Genomic DNA, 17171 nt, shown 5'->3' with positions numbered 1-17171 from the left:
TTTTTCACTCCAGAAGCTGAATTAACCCTTTACAGGGTACATACAACCAGTCAGGCCGATTATTTATTTCATATTCGATTTCATGTAATACCTTTTCAAACATAAATGCTTTAAGCAGTAGGGCAAAACACTCTGCTCCTTTAGGCATTAGATTTTTAATACCTGGATAATCCAGATAAGTATTAATAAATAAATGACTTACCCAACAATACCATTCTTCCGCATCAAAATGATGCGCAGTAGAAAAAACCGTTTTGTTGTTTAACACCGTATATAATGCATAATGAAATGAACGTAAAATTCCAGCGATGTCCCTTAGTGGCGGACGTTTTATTTTTCTTTCTGATAAAGGCCTACCTGGTTCGCCTTCATAATCAATAATGACAAAATCATTACCTGTATAGAGAATTTGACCTAAATGGTAATCACCATGACAACGAATTTTTTTACCACCTATTTTATGCTGCAAGATAGATTTTACCTGCTCTAACAGCAAATCTTTGTTCATGGTAAATTTATCAATCTTTGCTTGTAACTCCTCATCAAGTTTAATCGTAGCTGATTTAAATAAAGCTGAGGTCTTAATAAAAGCATTGCGTAACGACTGATATAGACTTCGTTGATCAAATAATGTGAAATGTTCTGCAGCAAAATGCTTATTATCTGTTTCCGCAGCTAAGGCGATATGCATTTGTGCTGTACGCTCTGCTAAAATAATCACTGAATGAGCGTATAGACCTAATGACTCAACAACTTCTTTGGGTAGAGCAGGAATAATTTTTTGCCAAGGATACACACGGAAAGTTGTAATCTTGGCTGGTATGGAAAGATCCATTTGCTCAATTAAATTAGCAATAGAATTAACGGTATGCTCCCAAGCATTACCGGCATTAGGAATATACTCTTGAATAATGCCCACCGTCATGATTTTATTTTTATGATGGTATTTTAAAGTACAAGCAATCTTTGAGGATTTAAAATCTTTTTGCTGCGCTAGGAACTGACTAATTTCAACTTCGGGATTCTCTTCAAACTCACAACGCCGATAAATTTTTAAAAGCGCTGTTTTACCATATAAAATAGACGTATTCGATTGATCAACTGCTAACGCTTTAATTTCAATAGATTCATCACGATTTGAGACTATTTTCTTATAAAGACTATTAACTTTTACTTCCATGTTACCGTTAGCGCCCGGCAATGTTTTATTAGCACTAAAAATATGAAAAACATCTTTCCAAGAGCCTGAAGAATACATGGCATCAATTAAATAAGAGATTTTCTTATTTTTGTCGACAAGTGAGCAGATGATTTTAGCAGGTTGGTCAGACGTATATAGATTATCTTCATTAGTCTCAGCGGTAATGAACATGAAATACTGCTCAGCTTCCTTATCATTAAATTCTACATTCACTAATAAAAGATAAACTGGTGTCGTTGAATTTTTAATTAAAATGTGATCGATAATCGCCACTTTAGCAATAGCATGGCTTTTTGATCTAAACCAACGACAATCGACGAGGTAATGTGCCAATATCTTTTCTAACTTCTTTCTCTCTGAAGAAGCAAGTAAGTCGCTCCATTTATCTTTAATTGTTAAGACCTCATGTTTATGGGTAGCAGCTAGTTTATGTTGTGTATCCGGTTTGTTAATCTCTAACCATAAAAAACCATAGGGGTAAAGCACAAAAAAATAGGGTAAATCCGTAATTATTGGGAATGATGATTTACCAAAAACTTCAGTAAGTGAATAATTGGCATATTTTGATAAATCTAATTTAAAACTTTGAGTAAAGCGAGATAAATTAATAAGAACTAAAATAACTTGCTCTTCATATACTCTGTAAAAAGCAAGGATTTTATTATTATCCGAATCTAAAAATTCTATAGTGCCACGACTGAAAGCGAGGTATAGCCCATGGACTTCTATTAATCTTTTCATCCACCATAGAAGTGATTGTGAATTTTGCTGCTGTAACTTAACATTAATAGCTTGATAATTATATTCAGGATCAATAATTACAGGTAAATACAATTTTTGTGGTGTCGCGTTAGAAAAACCAGCATTATTATCATTAGACCATTGCATAGGCGTTCTTACGCCATTACGATCACCTAAATAAATATTATCACCCATACCAATTTCATCCCCATAATACATCACCGGTGTTCCAGGCATGGAAAATAAGAGTGCATTGAGAAGTTCTATTTTTCTTCGATCACCACTCATCAATGGCGCTAAGCGTCGGCGAATACCTAAATTAATACGCATTTGCAGGTCTTGACCATACATACGATACATATAGTCTCGCTCTTCATCCGTGACCATTTCTAATGTTAATTCATCGTGATTACGCAAAAAAATTGCCCATTGACAATTTTGAGGGATAGGTGGTGTCTGCTCAATAATATCAAGAATCGGAAATCTATCTTCCATTTGCACAGCCATATACATTCTGGGCATTAAAGGAAAATGAAAAGCCATTTGGCATTCATCACCCCTACCAAAATAATTAACGGCATCTTCTGGCCATTGATTAGCTTCAGCTAGTAAAAAACGATTTTCAAATTTTGATGTAATGTGGCAATTTAATTTTTTTAAAAACTCATGCGTTTCGGGTAAATTTTCACAATTGGTACCTTCACGTTGAAATAAATAAGGGATAGCATCTAAGCGTAAACCATCCACACCCAGACCTAACCAAAAATCGACAATTTTAAAAATCTCTTTTTGGACCGCAGGATTATCATAATTTAAATCAGGTTGGTGAGCATAAAATCGATGCCAATAATAAGCATTAGCGATATGATCCCAAGTCCAGTTAGAAGGTTCAAAATCTCTAAAAATAATACGCGCATCAGAATACTCTTCAGCTGTATCACTCCAGACATAAAAATTACGCCAATAGGAACCTGGCTTCGCTGAACGTGATTTAAGAAACCACTCATGCTGATTCGAAGTATGGTTAATAACTAATTCTGTAATAACTCGGATATTTCTTGCATGCGCTTCTTTTAAAAATTTTTTAAAATCTCTAAGCGTGCCATAAATCGGGTTGATACTCATGTAATCAGCAATATCATAACCCTCATCTTTTAATGGTGAAGGATAAAAAGGTAGTAACCAGATGGTATTAACGCCTAAGAATTCAATGTAATCTAATTTCTGGATTAATCCTTTAAAATCACCAATACCGTCATCATTACTATCATAAAAACTACGCACATGAATTTGATAGATGACTGCATCTTTATACCATTCCGCTTGTGTTAAATCTGTCATGTTATTATTAATTCCTTACCTGGAAAATATGCGCATATTGATCTTTCCCTGGATTTAGCTCGACATAACATCGTCCATTATGCCAGGTGTATATATCGTCTGTTAATAAATCATGAACTTTAAAAGGCCCTTGCTTAATGCCGAATTTTTCAAAATTAATATCAATAAAACCTGCTTGCTTGTATTGATAATCTAAATTAACCACAACCAAAATAATATTATTTTTATCAGCAGTATATTTACTGTAACAAATGAGCTCTGGATTATCAGTCGAATAAAAGTGAAGTGAAATCATATTTTGTAACGCTTTATGTTGTCTTCTAATCTCATTTACTTGCGCGATAATATCGCTAATATTATCTTTAGTTTTTTGCCACTGATGGATAGTATATTTTTCTGAATTTAAATACTCTTCAGAACCTTCATGCAAAGGTTCATTGATACAATTTTCATAAGCAGGCCCATACATACCATAATTACTACTTAATGTTGCAGCTAACATAAAGCGAATAATAAAGGCCGGACGCCCACCTTTCTGCAAAAATTCTGTCAAAATATCTGGTGTGTTTGTCCAAAAGTTAGGCCGAAAAAAATCTATAACGGGTGGCGAATTTAATTCAGTTAAATACTGTATTAATTCTTCTTTCGTATTTCGCCAAGCAAAATAAGTGTAGGATTGAGAAAAGCCACCTTTTGCTAATTGATACATAATTTTTGGACGAGTAAAGGCTTCAGCTAACATAAGTACATCAGGGTGTAGCGCTTTAATTTCTTTAATTAACCATTGCCAAAAAATAAAGGGTTTAGTATGTGGATTATCGACACGAAATATTTTAACGCCTTGCTTAATCCAAAATAAGATAATTGATTTAAATTCTTCCCACATAGCTGGCCATTCAGTTGTGGCAAAATCAAGAGGATAAATATCTTGATATTTTTTAGGTGGATTTTCTGCATATTGTAGAGTGCCATCAGGGCGATGTTTAAACCAATTGGGATGCTTTTTTAAATAAGGATGATCAGGGCTACATTGCAAAGCAAAATCAAGTGCAATTTCAATATCTAATTCCTTAGCTCGCTTTATCATCTGGCGAAAATCATCTAAGGTGCCTAATTCAGGATGAATACTTTTATGACCACCAAGAGAAGAGCCTATTCCCCATGGACTACCTGGATCATCTTCTGCTGCCTTGGCACTATTATTTTTACCTTTTCTATTAGTAGTGCCAATTGGATGAATAGGAGGCATATAAAGCACGTCAAAACCCATTTCTTTAATAGTTGGTAAATAATTTATGACATCTTGAAAGGTGCCATGCCTGTTTAGATCATTGGTAACTGAACGAGGAAATAATTCATACCAAGTACTGAAGCGTGCTTTTTCACGATCAACGCTAATTGTTAACTCATAAGGATATACCGTAATAAAATTGGGCTTTAATTCTCTTTGTACCCATTGCAGTAATTTTTTGTTATTTAATAATTTTTCTAGCTGTTCAGTTTGCTTTGTTACCGAAAATTTTTCTAATGTTGATTTAACGATTTCAGGTACTACATCTTGATAATTTCGCTTAAGTAATTCAATACCAATTAATTTTTCTACTTCAACATCATCTTTTAAAGATAGCTTTTTAAAAAATCTTTTCTTCCAAGTATTAAATTCATCAATCCAAGCTTGAATTTTATAAAAATAATTGCCTAATTTTTCCACAGCAAAAGATGCTTGAAAACGATCATTATTTAAAGGCGAAAAATAAGTTTGCTGCCAATTTTCATCCTTTTCGTGTTTATAAAATAAAACGGCCTGAATCTCATCAATGCCATCACAAAAAATATCCGCTTCGATTGTGACAATATCATTAATAATCCGTTTAGCTGGAAATTGCCCGTTATCTATTTCAGGGTAAACATTGCTAATCCATACTCTTTTTAACCCAACTATTTCTTGCTTATTTTGATTGATATCCATTACCGGATTTTGTTCTGTTTTTAACATGGCATCCATTCCTAAACATAGTGTTAAAATCACAGGCATAAAAATTTTTTTTTCAATTTTCTATTTTTAAAATGGCCTAAATAGTTGAATAATTTTACTTATTACCCTATCTTAAAAAATGAAACAGTCAAGGGATTGCTGGATGGAAAAAATTTTCAAGTTGAAATATTTAGGTCTAGCATTATTAGCATTTGCTATTAATTTCTGCTTTACCTTTCAACTTTCAAATTTAACTGTCTTGTTGAAATTAGTCGGTGCAAGTGATGCATCCATTCCATTATTATGGTTAATTCCTCCTCTAACTGGCATGCTCATTCAGCCTATTGTTGGCTATCTAAGTGATAACAGTTCAACGAGTTATGGTAAACGTAAGCCCTATATTATAGGTTGGGGAATTTGCGCTGCTTTTTCTTTTTTATTATTACCACTTTCAAGTTCAATTATTTACATTGTTTGGTTTACTTTTTTAATTGATTGCAGCATCAATGGTAGCGCTGAAGGGCTACGTGCTTTAACTGCCGACTTTTTCCAGGAAAATATAACCCGCACTCGCGCCTTTTCAATCTTTGCTTTTTTTTCAGGTTTAGGCGGCGTTTGTGGGGCCTACTTACCTAATGCAATTCAAAAAATTTTTATAAATAACAATCATGAAAATACCCTAAACAACGTCTATGCCATTCCTCCCAATTTAGTAGGCGCCTATGTATTTACAGGTATTATGTTACTCATCACGTTAATTTATTTTTTCAGAAAAACGAAAGAAAAGCCAACTCATGATGCACCTATTACGAAAGGCCTTTTTATTTCTTTAGTCAAAGAACTGTTTTATAAAGCCAAGTCGATTAAGATAGAAATTAAAAATACGCATCCTATTTTTTTAAAAGTTTTAACCATTAATTGCATCGCTTGGATAGGTATATTTACCTTTTGGCTTTACTTTAGCTTGTGTGTAGCGCAACAGGTTTATCATCTGCCTAGAAATGTAATAGTAAGTGATTCTGAACACTATAAAGCAATCATGCATCAAGTAAGTTTAGATGTCTCTTATTATTTTTCGCTTTATCAATGTATTAGCCTCGTTTTCACTCTAATTGTTTTTAGTTTGTCAAAATATATTAAAAGTGAAAAAATTCATGGTACTGCTTTATTATTAGGTGGACTGGGTATTTCTTTAATATGTTTTAAAACCACCCCCGTTAGTATGTTTTTTAGCTGCACATGTATTGGTATTTTTTGGGGAAGTTTAGTTGTCTTACCCTATGTCATTGTTCTTAAGTATTTGCCAAAAGACAGCAACGGAACCTATTTAGGTATTTTTAATATTAGCGTTACTTTGCCTCAAATTTTTGGCGGTTTTATTTTACCTCTTGTTTACAACTATATTTTTAAAAACCATGCTAATTACACCTTATTTATGGCTGGTTTTTTAATTTTGATTAGTGGTTTTTTATGGATCCGATTATTTTATTTAATTAATAATAATAGTTACCAAACGAACATGGCAAATATTTAATTACTGAGGCTTGGTAAACTTATTTAACAGAATTACGTTTTAAAAACCAACTATCGACATTTAGAGTTTAAAATGAAAAGACTAACAACTTATCCATGTATTTTTTTCTTTATTTTATTATTTTCAAATCTACTTAATGCCTGCACTAATATTCAGATCAAAGCACTTGATCAATCACTCATTGTTGGCCGGACTTTAGAATTTGGCCCAGATTTACAATCAAGAATTATGAATTCACCACCTAATAAGCAGTTTAAAACGAGCCGTGAAGACGGTACGCCTACTATGAGTTGGACAGCTCAATATGGCTATTTGTTTGCAGATTTTTTTCTAACAGGCCAAGCTTTAGATGGTATGAATGAAAAAGGGCTTTCATTTGGTTACCTTTACTTACCAGGCTATACGAAATACCCCACGGTAGAGGCCAATTATAATAATAAGGCGATCCCCTATACCTTTCTGGGAGACTGGATTTTAGGTAATTTTAGCTCGGTTGATGAAGTAGAGCAGGCCATTCAAACGATTTATGTTTTCGCAACACCCATTAAAATGGCAGGTAAATTAGCAGTTTTACCAGCCCACGCTATTGTCACTGAAAAAACAGGTAAAAGTTTAGTGATAGAGTTTATTAATGGCCGGATTAAGACTTATCATAATCCACTTGGAATATTAACGAATGCACCAACATTTGATTGGCAAATTACTAATTTACAGAACTATGTTAATCTCTCACCTTATGCCCCGAAAGTCATTAAGTATGATGACATTATTTATTCAGGCACAGGACAAGGCTCAGGTTTGATAGGTTTACCAGGCGATCCTTCCCCGCCCTCCCGTTTTGTTAAAGTAGCCATGTTACAACAAACAGCGATGCCCGTCCGAGATGCCTTAAATGCCCTCCTATTAAGCGAACATATTTTAAATAATGTTGATATCCCCTTTGGTTTTATTAGAGGAGAAAAAGGCACACCTGATACAGAGGATAATCTAGATAAAACACAATGGACTGTTTTTAAAGATTTAACTCATGGGATTTTTTATTTTAAATCCTATACGAATCCTACTTTACAGAAAATCGATTTGAAAAAAATAGATTGGTCCTTACAAGCCAACCAACTCGTGATACCTATATCAAGTCCTGCAATTATTCCAGACGCATTAGCTAGCTTAAAATAATATTTAATTAAATAACAAGCTACTTTAATTTAAATTCAATATCTTGCTGTTAAAGATTTTAACTAAAAATTTCTTGTAAAAAATTAGTCATTGCTTGTAAAGCACGTTTTTCGGCGATCGGGTTATAAACTGTACCTAATTTTTCATCATTGGCTTCTGGATTAGAAAAAGCATGTTTTGTATTACCATAGACATGAACTTGCCAATCCACATTAGCAGCATTCATTTCGTGGCAAAATTGTCTAACTTGATCAGGTTTAACCATTGGGTCATCAAAACCATGTAAAATCAAAACTTTCGCTTGAATATTTTGATTTTCTAAATCAGATGGTTTACTGAGTAAGCCATGAAAGCTAACTACACCTTTAAGCTCAGCACCACTACGAGCTAGATCAAGTACACATAAACCGCCAAAACAAAAGCCTATTGCAGCGACCTTAGTGCTATCCACTTCAGGCATACCTATAAGGGCATCAAATGCAGCACGAATACGAGCCCGAAGCATTCCTCTATCTCCTGCTAAAGGCTGCATAAGCGCCATTTTCTCGTCAACAGTTTCACCAATCCGAGCATGACCATACATATCTAATGCAAACCCAACGTATCCCATTTTCGCTAACATTTTAGCCTTCTGACAGCTAAAATCATTACGACCGCTCCAGTCATGAGCAACTAAAACTGCAGGCCTTGGTTGCGAATTACGATCGTCATAAGCAAGAAAACCATACAATTCCTGCTCACCATCATGATAAAGATAATTTGATGTGTGCATATCAATCCTTTTAAGCTTAATTTAAATCTTAGCTAATCTAATTATATATCTTTATTAAAAGTTATAGTAATAGAACTTTTTCCAAATTATCAACGATAAGAGAGGGTCGGTCGAAAAAAGCTGAAAAAAGCGCAGTGTAGATGAGTATCTCCATCTGCATGGGGACAGGCTTTGAAGACCTTTTTTCAGTCGAGATTGGCCGTTAATGGTAGTTTGGCGAAAGTTCTAATCAATATTGTCAATATACCTTTGATTAGCTATGCAAACAATAAATCTTTATCACAATTAATCGATCACTTACTATTTTGAATAATAAGAATTATTTAGATTGTAAATAAAATATTAGATTTCTTTGGAAACTCGCTACAGAGAGTGCAGTGCGAGAAGACACGGGGCTCAGAACCGGAGTGTACAAATGAGTACATAAGGATTCGAGCACCGTATCGACGAAGCAATGCGCCGCTGTAGTAGAGTTTCTGAAGAAGTCTAATTTTACTGTTGGTTATTATTGAATTTATTGACTATTCTTAATAATAAATAAAGTAGTAAGGATAATGCTATGCTAGCTAATGCATTGGCCGAACTAAGAAATTTTTTTCATGCCCAGCTATGCTATCAGCTATTTATTACGCCTCTTCCGCTGCCTGTTGAAAAGGAATATAGAGAATTTGCTCAAAAGGCGTGTGATTTCTTAGTTAATCATCGAACTAGCTTTTTAGTAGCTAATTCACCTCGACATCACGTGATCCACCGCTTTGCTCATGAGAGCACTCCAGGAGCAAAGAAAGTACTTATTACGCATGGCTGGATGTCACGTGCAGCCTATATGGCACGCTTAATTCATGCACTTCATAAGCAAGGCTATGATGTGTATGCCTTAGATTTTCCAGCGCATGGAGAAGCTAAAGGGTTACAATTAACATGGATTGATGCAGTCAATACCTTAAAAACCGTCATCAATCATCTGGGGCCCTTTTATGGTGTTATTGGCCACTCCTTTGGTGGCTCTATGCTTTTAAATACCCTAAACCTAGCTTGCCAATTACCCGAATGGGAACTTGAATCTATACCAGAACGCGCCGTACTTATTGCCGCACCAACTAATATGCGAACACCTGTAGGTAAACATGCAAGACGTTTTAAATTAAATGGTAAAGGTTATTTACGGCTGCGGGAAGTTATTCGGCAAAACTCCAAAACCAATATTACTCATCTTAATTTTCGTAATTTTATTAATCGAGGCACAACACCCATTTTGTGTATTCATGGGACAGAGGATATTTCTATCCCACCACGAGAATCAATTGAATTTTGTCGTCATTATCCTTATGCATCGCTTGCTTTGCTTGCCAAACTTGATCATGTCAATGTATTAATTGATGAGCGTGTTGAGCACATGGTTATGGATTTCCTACTTTAATCTAATGTTTGTTTAAACCGCTTAAAGCCTATTAACATAGCTACAAAAGTAAATGCTAAAATAGGTATTATTTCATACCACACATCAAAAAATGTATTTCCTTTAAGTAAAATTCCCCGCACAATCACTAGAAAGTGCGTAAGCGGTAATACGCTGCCAACCCATTGAGCCCACTCTGGCATCCCTCTAAAAGGGAACATGAAACCGGATAATAAAATAGAAGGCAAAAAAAAGAACATAGCGCTTTGTACAGCTTGTAATTGATTAGAAGCAACGGTTGAAAAGGTTAATCCCATTACTAAATTAGCCGCAATAAATGGAAGACATAAGAATAGCAATAAGATAATGCTACCTTGCATAGGCACACCAAATAAAAACCTTGCAAAAATTAAAATAAGTAATGTTTGAGCATATCCTACGATTATATAAGGAATGATTTTACCAATCATGATCTCAAGGGGCCTTAAGGGGGTAGCTAGTAGGTTTTCCATAGTACCGCGCTCATATTCTCGGGTAATAACTAATGCAGTTACTACAACCATCGTCATGGTTAATACCACACCCAACAGCCCAGGGACAATATTGTAGGCAGAAATAGCTAAAGGATTATAAAGAGTATGCACTACCGGTGTATAAGGCAAAGACTTTGCATTTAATCGCTTAAGGGGTCCTACTAATTCTTCTTTTAACGTTAGATAAGGAAGCTCCGTAAAAACAGCAACGGCACGACTTGTTGCAGCTGGATCACTAGCATCTGCCTCTAATAAAAGAGGCGGGCTTAAACCCTTTACAAGGTTATCAGTAAAATTGGGTGGAAAATTAACGACAAATTGTACTTGCCCCCTCTTTAGCAATTCATGCGCTTCTTCTTCACTTACAGCAGGACTTATAAATTGAAAATAGGTTGAATTTTCCATACTAACTAAAATTCGACGAGTAAAATTAGTTTCGTCATCATTAACAATAGCTGTCGGTAAATAGCGTGGATTATTATTAATAGCATAACCAAATATAATTAACTGCATTAAAGGAATCGCCAGGATCATGCCAAAAGTAGCCCTGTCGCGACGCATCTCAATAAATTCTTTACTTATTATGGCCATTAACCGTTGCATCCCTGCAATCACTTTAATTCTCCTTGTGATTTTGTTACCAAGCTAATAAATGCATCTTCTAAGGTTGATGGAATCTGCTGCCACTGTATATTTTGTGTCTTAGCTAATTCTTTTAAACTTTGCTCAATAATTTGTTTGTCATAACCGCTAATATGGATTTGATTACCAAATAATGCTGCCTGAACAACGCCTTGTAAGGTTTTGACTTCTTGTAATAATGTTGTAGTTACCTGTCCTGTAATCTCCCAAGTTAATAACTTAGTAGCCGCAATCACTTCATTAACAGTACCTGTAATTAATAATTCTCCATAAGCCAAATAAGCTAGCCGAGTGCAGCGTTCAGCCTCATCCATATAATGAGTAGATACAAGTGTTGTAACCCCTTGTTCACTAAGTGAATGAATTTTATCCCAAAATTCTCTTCTTGCGATGGGATCGACGCCGGCTGTCGGCTCATCTAAAAGTAGTAATTCTGGTGTATGTAAAAGACAAGCGGCAAGTGCTACTCGCTGTTTCCAACCACCTGATAAAGAACCTGTTAATTGTTTACGTCGACTACTTAAACCTAATTCTTCTATGGTTTGCTCAACTCGCTGTTTACGATTATTCATACCATAGACACGCGCTACAAAATAAAGATTCTCTTCAATACTTAAATCCGTATAGAAACTAAATTTTTGGGTCATATAGCCAACATGTTGCTTAATTTTTTGAGATTCCTTAATGATATCGTAGCCTAAACATGTTCCACTGCCTGTGTCCGGTGTTAACAAGCCACAAAGCATACGAATGGTTGTTGTCTTTCCACTACCATTTGGACCCAAAAAACCAAAAACTTCCCCTTTTTTTACATGCAAATCAACCTTGTTAACAACCACTCGATTGTCAAAACTTTTACGTAAATCATGGACATCAATAATTATGTCTTTAGTCATGGCAGGTAAACAGTTACAGGTTGGCCAGGTTTATATTGGTTAAACGTCATCATATTAGCCTTAATTCGGAATACCAGTTTAGCATCATTCTCACGGCTATAAACTAAAGGAGGTAAATACTCAGCCTCGGGAGAAATATAATTGACTATTGCCTGACTAGGCTTACAACCTGCACAAGTAAAATTTACCTTTTGCCCTATTTTAAGCACCCCTAATTGTTCCACTGGTATAAAAAACTCAATATGGACATTTTCTGGCGTTAGTAAGGAGAGGACGGGTTGCTGACTACCTACAAATTCACCTTCACGAAAATAAGTGTCATAGATAATCCCTGCGGCTGGGGCAAATAACTTTTTCTGCCCAAGTTGCCAAATTGCTTCTTTAAGTTTTACTTGTAAAGCTTGTATCTGTGCTTCCTGAGCACGAATTTGTTCAATACGACTCCCCTGTTTTGCTAAATTTAGATTTGCTTGATATTGCGCTTTATTTTTGACTAACTCTTGATAGCGCGAAACAATTTCATCATAAATATCTTTCGCTACCACACGACGTTCATACAGTTGTTGATAGCGCTTTAGACGAGCTTGAGCTAATTCTATTTGGGCATCCACTTGCTCTATTTGTGCTTCAATCGCTGCAATTTCCTCTGTGCGTCTAGGATTTTGCAAATCCTTAAGAACATGCTCAGCCTGAGCAATTTCTACTTGATATTGCCTGATAGCTAACGCCTGTGGATTCGGATCTAGCTCAAATAAAAATTGATCTTTTTTAACTAATTGGCCCCGCTGTACAGCTAATTTTATGAGAATACCTGAATTAGGCGAGGCTAAATAAATATTCTCACCTTCAACATAACCTTGATATGCTGCTTGCTCATGTCGGCTGCAGCTTAGCAAAGTTAAAATAAATAACATTACCAAATTAAATTTTAAGGTCATGAGCAAATAAAGATTTATTCTATTAATAATTATAATGACGGTAATTAATATTTTCAGCAAATTAATAACCAAATTAATCATTGAATAAATGAAATATGCTAGCTAAAGTACTTATTAACTAGTTTTATCCTAAGGTGAGCAATGGATTTTGATTTAATCGTATTAGGTGGCGGCAGTGGTGGAATTGCTAGTGCTGTTCGAGCAGCAAAGTATGGTGCTAAAGTTGCAGTTGTTGAAAAATCCCATCTTGGTGGCACCTGTGTTAATTTAGGTTGTGTTCCTAAAAAAATCATGTTTAATGCTTCGTTGATAGCAGAGCATTTGCATAAAGCCTCAGATTATGGTTTTACGCCTGTTGATGTAAATCTTGATTGGCCTACTTTAGTTAACAAACGTGAAGCTTATATTGCAAGATTGCGTGAAATTTATGCTAGTCGCTTTAGTCAATATAATATAACCCACTTACGAGGCGAAGGTTTCTTTGTTGATAAGCAAACTATTTCAGTAGCTGATAAACAATACAAAGCGCCCCATATTATTATTGCTACCGGTGGTGAACCAACGATGCCTAATGACTTAGAAGGCAATGAACACCTTCTCACCTCAGATGGCTTCTTTCATTTAACAAAAAAACCAAAAAGCGTTGCCATTATTGGTAGTGGTTATATTGGTGTAGAGCTTGCCGGTGTTTTGCATGGATTAGGTGTTAAAACCCATTTATTAATTCGTGGTAATCGTCCTCTTAGTCGCTTTGATAGTATGTTAGGTGATACCCTCCTTGAAATTATGAAACTACAAGGCTTAGATGTACATTTAAATCACTGTGCGAAAGCCATTACTTTACAGCCTGATGGTAAAAAAAATATTCTTTGCACTAAAGGATCACTTATCTCGAATATTGATGTTGTTATTGCAGCCGTTGGGCGCACACCACGAACTTTTAATTTAAATTTAGATAAAGTAGGCGTTTTACAAGATCAGCAAGGCTTAATTGTGGTTGATAAGTATCAAAATACCAATATCCCCGGCATTTATGCCCTTGGTGATGTTATTAATGAGCCTGCACTAACACCTGTGGCAATTGCCGCTGGCCGCAGACTCTGCGATCGTTTATTCGGTGGACAAAAAGAAGCTCATTTAGATTACGAAAATATTTGTTCCGTTGTTTTTACTCATCCACCTATTGGCAGTGTAGGCTATAGCGAAGACGAGGCCCTTACTAAATTTGGAGCGGAAAAGCTTAAGATTTATAAAACTCGCTTTAATCCAATGTTTGATGCTTTAAGTGATCAAAAATTACCTACTGCAATGAAACTTATTACCTTAGGTCCAGATGAAAAAATTATTGGTTTACATGTGATTGGTTATGGTGCTGACGAAATGTTGCAAGGCTTCGGTGTAGCTGTCAAAATGGGTGCCTGTAAACGCGATTTTGATAACACTGTCGCTATACATCCTACTAGTGCAGAAGAATTTGTAACCTTAATTTGAGTTTAGTATGATCCGTCCCTTTGAAAACAAAATTCCGTCCATTGGCAAAGACGTCTATATCGATCCAGCTGCAACAGTTATTGGTGATGTAAGACTTGCTAATGATGTTTCTGTATGGCCTATGGCGGTTATTCGTGGCGATGTGAATAGCATCTATATAGATGAAGGCACGAATATTCAAGATGGTGCGATCTTACATGTAACTCATAATGGCCCTTTCACGCCGGGTGGTCGGCCTTTAATTCTTGGTAAGGGAATTACAGTAGGCCATCGAGCTGTCCTACATGCTTGTACGATTGAGAGCTATTGTCTTATAGGTATGGGCGCTCTATTACTTGATGATGTTCATGTAGAAGAGAAAGTTATTATCGGTGCGGGCGCTCTTGTTGCACCTGGCAAACGCTTACAAAGTGGTTATTTATATTTAGGCAGTCCGGCAAAGCCTATTAGAGAATTAAATAAAACAGAATTAGAACAGCTCGAATATTCAGCTGCACATTATATTCGCTTGAAAGATAAATACCTATCCCAAAATAAACTGATTAGCTCATCTGGAGCGCCTCATCAATATAAGGGTGATTAAATTTAAAACCTGCTTCTAATAGCCGTTTAGGTAACACACGCTGACCTCGAAGAAGTAAATAGTCACCCATTTCACCAAACAAAAGTTTAACGATAGGCGCCGGCATTTTCAGCAGTAAAGGTCGATGCATTGATTTAGCTAGAGCTTGAGCAAACTCTCTCTGCGTCACAGGGTTTGGTGAAGTAACGTTAAACGTGCCTTTTAAATTAGGATGGTCAAAAAGAAATAAAAAAGCTGCAATAACATCATCAATATGTATCCAAGAGATTATTTGCTGGCCATCGCCGATTATACTACCTAAACCTAATTTAAAACTTAATGCCAGTTTTTTTAATATTCCCTCTTCTTTTTTTAAAACAACCCCAAAACGAGTAATAACTGACTCTAACCCATAATCAAGCGCAGGTTGTAAGGCTTGCTCCCACTTTATACCTATCTCACTTAAAAAATCTTTGGGATGTTGGCTATCGATTATTGTATCTTCATCAAACACAGTTTCATCATGATGAGCTTGCGCACCATAAATACCAACCGCATTGGCAACAAAAAGACGAGGCTTGGCCTTAGCATTAATAATCCAATTTATCAAATCAGTCGTTGTATCGACACGCGAGCTAATGATTTCCTGTTTAACGTTAGGACGCCATCGTGAAGCAGCAATATTGTAACCACACAAATTAATAACACATTGATATGGTTGCGCTGAATGCTGCAATAAATCTGCCCAAACTAGATGTGATAGATCAGGAAAAGTTGCCTTAAGCTTATTTTTATTCCGGCCTAAAACAGTAATAGTGTGCTTATGTTTTAGGGCAGTAATTAGCTCACGGCCTATAAATCCCGTTCCACCAGCAATTAAAATATTCATTGTTGTCCATAGCAATTGATATCTTAGAGCACAATAAAATATTTAACTTAATTTTGGAAGAGGAATTAACTTAGCTTGGTATTGAGTAAATTTTTATATTGAGGCCAGTCGGGCATAAACTTCGTCATCAACATATGAAAACGCTTGTTATGGCTTGGCTCAAGTAAATGTACCATTTCATGAACTAACACATATTCCAAACAAATAAGTGGTTTTTGTATTAAATGTAAATTAATCCAAATTCGTTTAGCTAAAGTATTACAAGATCCCCAGCGGGTCTTCATTACTTTCACCCCATATTCCAATACTTTAACACCAATAATAGGCTCCCATTTTTTAATCAACTTAGGCAAAAGAATTAACATTTGCTCTTTATACCAAGCATGCAAAATTGTTTGCTTTACAGCAGTATGATCATCGCTATTAGTAAAACAATGCATGTCCTGATCATCTAAAATAATACCTTTTTGTACTTTACTCTTCTTAAGTTGTAATTGATAACGTTTACCAAGAAAGAAATGTTCTTCACCTTCTCGTAAATGCATATTAATAATAGTTTCTTGACTCTTTAAGCGCTCCTGATTAGAAGTAATCCAAGCAGACTTATCTTTAACAAACCGTGAAATACTGCCAAGTGATGAGCGTCTAGGAGCACTAATTTTAATATTACCTTGAGAGGTAATACGAAGATTAATGTACTTAACTGGCTTTCTAATAAGCTCGACTTTAAAACCTTCTATTTCAACAATCATAAAACTAGCGTTATACAGTATTAATATAGAGAGACCATATATACTCGATAAAAAAGTAAGCGTCAATTAATCTGCAGAATTAAAAAAATTAAGTGTCAGAAGAGAAGAAAACTTTACTTGCAACGACTTAAAAAAGGAAAAATATGAATCTGGCGGACATAAAAAAAGCGGCACGAAGCCGCTTTTAAGAATAAAGCCCTGGCGATGACCTACTTTCACATGGGGAAACCCCACACTATCATTGGCGCTGGTCTGTTTCACTACTGAGTTCGAGATGGAATCAGGTGGTTCCAAACCGCTATGGTCGCCAGGAAAACCGGTAAGGCTGA

Annotated in this window: 13 protein-coding genes and 1 rRNA gene; 5 read left to right on the top strand and 9 right to left on the bottom strand. The window is 35.5% G+C overall.

Going from position 1 to position 17171, the window contains the following annotated elements; translation table 11 throughout:
* Positions 1–4: 4 nt before the first annotated feature.
* Both treS and E1P04_RS13610 read right to left on the bottom strand, forming a co-directional pair.
* Positions 5–3283, bottom strand: a complete 3279-nt coding sequence (gene treS, locus E1P04_RS13615) for a maltose alpha-D-glucosyltransferase (RefSeq protein ID WP_131783455.1) — start codon at positions 3281–3283, stop codon at positions 5–7.
* Positions 3284–3290: 7 nt separating this feature from the next.
* Positions 3291–5279 (bottom strand): alpha-1,4-glucan--maltose-1-phosphate maltosyltransferase, encoded by a 1989-nt coding sequence (locus tag E1P04_RS13610; RefSeq protein ID WP_207386030.1) that lies wholly within the window; start codon positions 5277–5279, stop codon positions 3291–3293.
* 142 nt (positions 5280–5421) lie between these two features.
* On the opposite strand from E1P04_RS13610, the gene E1P04_RS13605 reads away from it, so the two are divergent.
* On the top strand, positions 5422–6792 hold the full coding sequence (locus E1P04_RS13605) for an MFS transporter (protein WP_165482789.1): 1371 nt from the start codon (positions 5422–5424) through the stop codon (positions 6790–6792).
* A gap of 72 nt (positions 6793–6864) precedes the next feature.
* Complete coding sequence (locus E1P04_RS13600; RefSeq protein WP_131783453.1) at positions 6865–7968, top strand: linear amide C-N hydrolase; 1104 nt, start codon at positions 6865–6867, stop codon at positions 7966–7968.
* A gap of 58 nt (positions 7969–8026) precedes the next feature.
* Here E1P04_RS13600 and E1P04_RS13595 read toward each other — a convergent pair whose 3' ends face one another.
* Positions 8027–8740 (bottom strand): dienelactone hydrolase family protein, encoded by a 714-nt coding sequence (locus tag E1P04_RS13595; protein ID WP_131783452.1) that lies wholly within the window; start codon positions 8738–8740, stop codon positions 8027–8029.
* Between the two features lie 559 nt (positions 8741–9299).
* On the opposite strand from E1P04_RS13595, the gene E1P04_RS13590 reads away from it, so the two are divergent.
* The gene (locus E1P04_RS13590; RefSeq protein WP_131783451.1) at positions 9300–10160 is read left to right on the top strand and encodes an alpha/beta hydrolase; all 861 of its coding nucleotides are present in this window, start codon (positions 9300–9302) and stop codon (positions 10158–10160) included.
* Here the strand turns inward: E1P04_RS13590 and E1P04_RS13585 are convergent.
* From E1P04_RS13585 to E1P04_RS13575, 3 genes are read right to left on the bottom strand one after another with little or no spacing between them, the layout of a single operon-like run.
* On the bottom strand, positions 10157–11287 hold the full coding sequence (locus tag E1P04_RS13585; RefSeq protein ID WP_242604469.1) for an ABC transporter permease: 1131 nt from the start codon (positions 11285–11287) through the stop codon (positions 10157–10159). The genes E1P04_RS13590 and E1P04_RS13585 overlap by 4 nt on opposite strands.
* Positions 11284–12210 (bottom strand): ABC transporter ATP-binding protein, encoded by a 927-nt coding sequence (locus tag E1P04_RS13580; RefSeq protein WP_131783450.1) that lies wholly within the window; start codon positions 12208–12210, stop codon positions 11284–11286. The genes E1P04_RS13585 and E1P04_RS13580 overlap by 4 nt, the downstream gene beginning before the upstream one ends.
* Positions 12207–13124 carry an HlyD family secretion protein gene (locus E1P04_RS13575; protein ID WP_165482788.1) on the bottom strand — a complete coding sequence of 306 codons (918 nt, stop codon included), beginning with the start codon at positions 13122–13124 and terminating at the stop codon, positions 12207–12209. Before E1P04_RS13575 ends, E1P04_RS13580 begins: the two co-directional genes overlap by 4 nt.
* Before the next feature lie 165 nt (positions 13125–13289).
* On the opposite strand from E1P04_RS13575, the gene gorA reads away from it, so the two are divergent.
* Entirely contained in the window at positions 13290–14639 is a 1350-nt protein-coding gene (gorA, locus tag E1P04_RS13570) for a glutathione-disulfide reductase (protein ID WP_131783448.1), read from the top strand.
* Positions 14640–14646: 7 nt separating this feature from the next.
* Positions 14647–15222, top strand: coding sequence for a gamma carbonic anhydrase family protein (locus E1P04_RS13565; protein ID WP_131783447.1), 576 nt, complete (start codon positions 14647–14649; stop codon positions 15220–15222).
* Here E1P04_RS13565 and E1P04_RS13560 read toward each other — a convergent pair.
* From E1P04_RS13560 to rrf, 3 genes are all read right to left on the bottom strand, one after another.
* On the bottom strand, positions 15182–16090 hold the full coding sequence (locus tag E1P04_RS13560) for a TIGR01777 family oxidoreductase (RefSeq protein WP_131783446.1): 909 nt from the start codon (positions 16088–16090) through the stop codon (positions 15182–15184). The two genes, E1P04_RS13565 and E1P04_RS13560, sit on opposite strands and share 41 nt — an antisense overlap.
* A 65-nt stretch (positions 16091–16155) precedes the next feature.
* A complete protein-coding gene (locus tag E1P04_RS13555; protein ID WP_131783445.1) occupies positions 16156–16842 on the bottom strand; it encodes a M48 family metallopeptidase in 687 nt (228 codons plus the stop codon).
* 196 nt (positions 16843–17038) lie between these two features.
* Positions 17039–17154, bottom strand: a 5S ribosomal RNA gene (gene rrf, locus E1P04_RS13550).
* Positions 17155–17171: the final 17 nt, after the last annotated feature.

This window comes from Legionella gresilensis (genome assembly GCF_900639865.1).
Taxonomy (GTDB): Bacteria; Pseudomonadota; Gammaproteobacteria; order Legionellales; family Legionellaceae; genus Legionella_C; species Legionella_C gresilensis.
This window is presented reverse-complemented; position numbering and strand designations above follow the sequence as displayed.

Coding starts and splice junctions, on each gene's coding strand:
- E1P04_RS13565 (WP_131783447.1), top strand. CDS start 14,647: ATGATCCGTCCCTTTGAAAACAAAATTCCGTCCATTGGCAAAGACGTC.
- E1P04_RS13605 (WP_165482789.1), top strand. CDS start 5,422: ATGGAAAAAATTTTCAAGTTGAAATATTTAGGTCTAGCATTATTAGCA.
- E1P04_RS13555 (WP_131783445.1), bottom strand. CDS start 16,842: ATGATTGTTGAAATAGAAGGTTTTAAAGTCGAGCTTATTAGAAAGCCA.
- E1P04_RS13560 (WP_131783446.1), bottom strand. CDS start 16,090: ATGAATATTTTAATTGCTGGTGGAACGGGATTTATAGGCCGTGAGCTA.
- treS (WP_131783455.1), bottom strand. CDS start 3,283: ATGACAGATTTAACACAAGCGGAATGGTATAAAGATGCAGTCATCTAT.
- E1P04_RS13580 (WP_131783450.1), bottom strand. CDS start 12,210: ATGACTAAAGACATAATTATTGATGTCCATGATTTACGTAAAAGTTTT.
- E1P04_RS13575 (WP_165482788.1), bottom strand. CDS start 13,124: ATGTTATTTATTTTAACTTTGCTAAGCTGCAGCCGACATGAGCAAGCA.
- E1P04_RS13600 (WP_131783453.1), top strand. CDS start 6,865: ATGAAAAGACTAACAACTTATCCATGTATTTTTTTCTTTATTTTATTA.
- E1P04_RS13590 (WP_131783451.1), top strand. CDS start 9,300: ATGCTAGCTAATGCATTGGCCGAACTAAGAAATTTTTTTCATGCCCAG.
- E1P04_RS13595 (WP_131783452.1), bottom strand. CDS start 8,740: ATGCACACATCAAATTATCTTTATCATGATGGTGAGCAGGAATTGTAT.
- gorA (WP_131783448.1), top strand. CDS start 13,290: ATGGATTTTGATTTAATCGTATTAGGTGGCGGCAGTGGTGGAATTGCT.
- E1P04_RS13610 (WP_207386030.1), bottom strand. CDS start 5,279: ATGTTAAAAACAGAACAAAATCCGGTAATGGATATCAATCAAAATAAG.